Origin of the sequence: Mycobacterium sp., assembly GCF_052143115.1 — a bacterium.
GTDB lineage: Bacteria > Actinomycetota > Actinomycetes > Mycobacteriales > Mycobacteriaceae > Mycobacterium.
The window spans coordinates 1-2,872 of sequence record NZ_JBKQTQ010000319.1; the positions used below are offsets into that span (position 1 = coordinate 1).

Below are 2,872 nucleotides of genomic sequence, written 5' to 3' on the forward strand. Positions count from 1 at the left end.
TAATCCGACCGCGAAGAACACCGCGATCGTCGGGCTCACGGTGTCGCGCACAGCCGTGTACGCGCCCTCGATGGAACCGGTGCGGCCGCGCTCCCGCATATTGAGCGCAGCGATCAGCAACATGGCGGCGTTCACCCCGCCGGCGACCACCATCGCCAGCGCGACGTCCAACCGGGTGACGCGCAGTAGCCGACGCCGCTGCGGGCCCGGCTCGGGATGGCCGTGCCGGTCGCGGGCCAACCCGGAATGCAGATACACCGCATGTGGCATGACCGTCGCGCCCAGGATGGCGGCGGCCAGCAGCACGCTCTCCGTCCCGCGGAATCGCGGGACCAGCCCGCCGATCACGGCATCGGGAGGCGGCGTTGCGACAAAGAAACTGGCCGTGAAGCCGATCGCAATGACGAGCAGTAATCCGGTGATGACCCGTTCGAACAGCTGCTGGCCGCGTTGGTCCTGGATTCTCAGCAGCAGCAGCGACACCGCCCCGGTGATCAGCCCGCCGATCAGCAGCGGCAGGTGAAACAGGATGCGCAGAGCGATCGCCCCGCCGATCACCTCGGCAACGTCGGTGGCCATCGCGACGACCTCGGCCTGCGCCCAAAAAGCCAGCCGTGCTCGCCGGCTCAGCTGCGCGCCGACCGCTTCCGGCAGCGATCGTCCGGTCACCAGCCCGAGCTTCGCCGACAGGTATTGCACAAGGCCGGCCATCACGTTCGCAATGACGATGACCCACAGCAGCAAAAAGCCGAACTGTGCGCCGGCGCTGACGTTGGCGGCCACATTGCCCGGGTCGACATAGGCGATCGCGGCGACGAATGCGGGGCCGAGTAGATACCAGCCCGTCTTGAGCGGGGCGCGGGTCTCCTGCGTCACCTAACTCACTTTCATGCGACGAATAAGAAAGTTAGGTTAGCCGAAACATTCAGCCCACGGCGTAGAGGCCGCGGCCGGAGACCAGCGGCAGGTCCAGCGTGGTCCGGATTCCGGGCGGGGCGGCCACCACCGCGGGGATGGCGTTGACGACGCGCATCGCGGTGGCCACCAGGCCGGCGTGGTTGTGGTCGCCCTTGCGGCTGCTCAAGCAGACGTCGACGCCGTACGACGGTTCGCCGGTGATCTCGATGCGGTAGGACCCGCCGGCCTGGGCCGGTTGCGGCCAGTCCGGACAGAGGTCATCCCGCAGTCGGGTGACATGTTCCAGCACGACGACGGGATCGCCGTCGACCAATCCGAGCACCTCGAATCGCAGCGCCGCGGCGCTGCCCTTGGGGATATGTCCGGACGCGATATCGAAGTCCTCGGGCGCTGGTTCGCGCACATACATCTCTTCGACGGTGTCGAGTTCGAGACCCAGCCCGGCGGCAAGCTGCCGCACTACCGATCCCCAGGCCAGGCTCAGTACGCCCGGTTGCAGCAGCATCGGGATCTCGTCGATCGGTTTGCCGAACCCCATCACGTCGAACATGACCGTCGCGCTGTCGTAGGTGGCGTAGTCGACGATCTCCATACAGCGGATCTGCTGGATGTTCTGGCAGGTGCCCGCCAGCGCTAGCGGTAGCAGGTCGTTGGCGAACCCGGGATCGATGCCGTTGACGAACAGGCTCGAATTGCCTTCCCGCGCAGCATCTTCGATCGGCGCGAGCATCTCTTGCGGAAGCACCTGCCAGGGGTACTGCAGGAAGACCGCGCTGCTGCCGACGACGTTGACCCCGGCGGCCAGGATGTGCCGGTAATCGTCGAGGGCGTCGGGCAATCGGTTGTCGGCCATCGCGGTGTAGACCGCGCATTGCGGATTGGTGGCGAGCACCGCGTCGAGGTCGGTGGTCGCGGTGATGCCGGTCGAATCCTTCAGTCCGGCAAGTTCTCCGGCGTCTTTACCGGCTTTGGATTCCGACGACACCCACACCCCGGTGAGCTCGAACTCCGGGTTGGTGATCAATGCCCGCAGCGCATGGACGCCGACGTTGCCGGTGCCGATCTGGGCGACGCGAATGGCCATGGTCACAGGTCCGGGATCGGTAGGTCGAGATTGGGGAAGGTGATGCCACCGTCGACTTCGAGCACCTTGCCGGTGAGATAGGCACCCGCCGGTGACGCCAAATACACTGCGGCGGCTGCGATCTCGTCGGGCTCGCCGAGACGGCGCATCGGTGTCGCCTTTTCCATCGGCGCTCGCAGTTCGTCGTTGGAGGCGACGATGTCCAACGCCGAGGTGGCGATCGACCCCGGTGCTATGGCGTTGACCCGGATTCGCGGGCACAGGTCCAGCGCGGTCAGCCGGGTGTAGTGGGCGAGTGCGGCCTTGGCGGTGCCGTAGGCGGCGAAACCGCGGCCGGCCACCCGTCCCATCGTCGAGGTGATGTTGATGATGCTGCCGCCGCCGGAATGCTCCAGCATCAGCGGCGCCGCGGCGGTGGTCAACGCGTGCGCGGTGGCGACGTTGAAGGTGAACGCGGCTTTGAGGTCCTTCGTCGACGTGCTTAACAGGGCGTTGGGCATGGTGCCGCCGACGTTGTTGACCACGATGTCCAGCCGTCCGAAGGCTTCGACGGCCTGGCCGGCGAGTTCCGCGGTCGCCTCGGGGTGGGCCAGGTCCGCGGTGACGACGTGGGCCCGACGTCCCGCAGCGCGGACCTGATCGGCAACGGCCTCTAGTTCGGATTGGGTGCGCGAGGCAATGACAACGTCGGCGCCGACCTCAGCGAAGGCCAGTGCGATGGCCGCGCCGAGGCCGCGCCCGCCACCGGTGACGACGGCGACGTTGTCGTCGAGTCGGAATTTGTCCAGGATCACGGGCGCCACCGTAACAAGGCAGGAGCGGTCTCGGGACCCGATTTCTGAAACACGTTCTAGTTTTCTTGCGGAGGTC

Annotated in this window: 3 protein-coding genes; all 3 read right to left on the reverse strand. The window is 66.6% G+C overall.

Annotation, left to right across the window (positions count from 1 at the left end):
• Positions 1-876: Nramp family divalent metal transporter (locus tag ACLQI9_RS31290; protein ID WP_442392741.1), on the reverse strand; the 876-nt coding region annotated here is incomplete at its 3' end.
• Between the two features lie 49 nt (positions 877-925).
• Positions 926-2,002, reverse strand: coding sequence for an NAD(P)H-dependent amine dehydrogenase family protein (locus ACLQI9_RS31295; protein ID WP_442392743.1), 1,077 nt, complete (start codon positions 2,000-2,002; stop codon positions 926-928).
• Positions 2,003-2,004: 2 nt separating this feature from the next.
• On the reverse strand, positions 2,005-2,796 hold the full coding sequence (locus tag ACLQI9_RS31300) for an SDR family oxidoreductase (RefSeq protein WP_442384748.1): 792 nt from the start codon (positions 2,794-2,796) through the stop codon (positions 2,005-2,007).
• Positions 2,797-2,872 lie beyond the last annotated feature (76 nt).

Coding starts and splice junctions, on each gene's coding strand:
- ACLQI9_RS31295 (WP_442392743.1), bottom strand. CDS start 2,002: ATGGCCATTCGCGTCGCCCAGATCGGCACCGGCAACGTCGGCGTCCAT.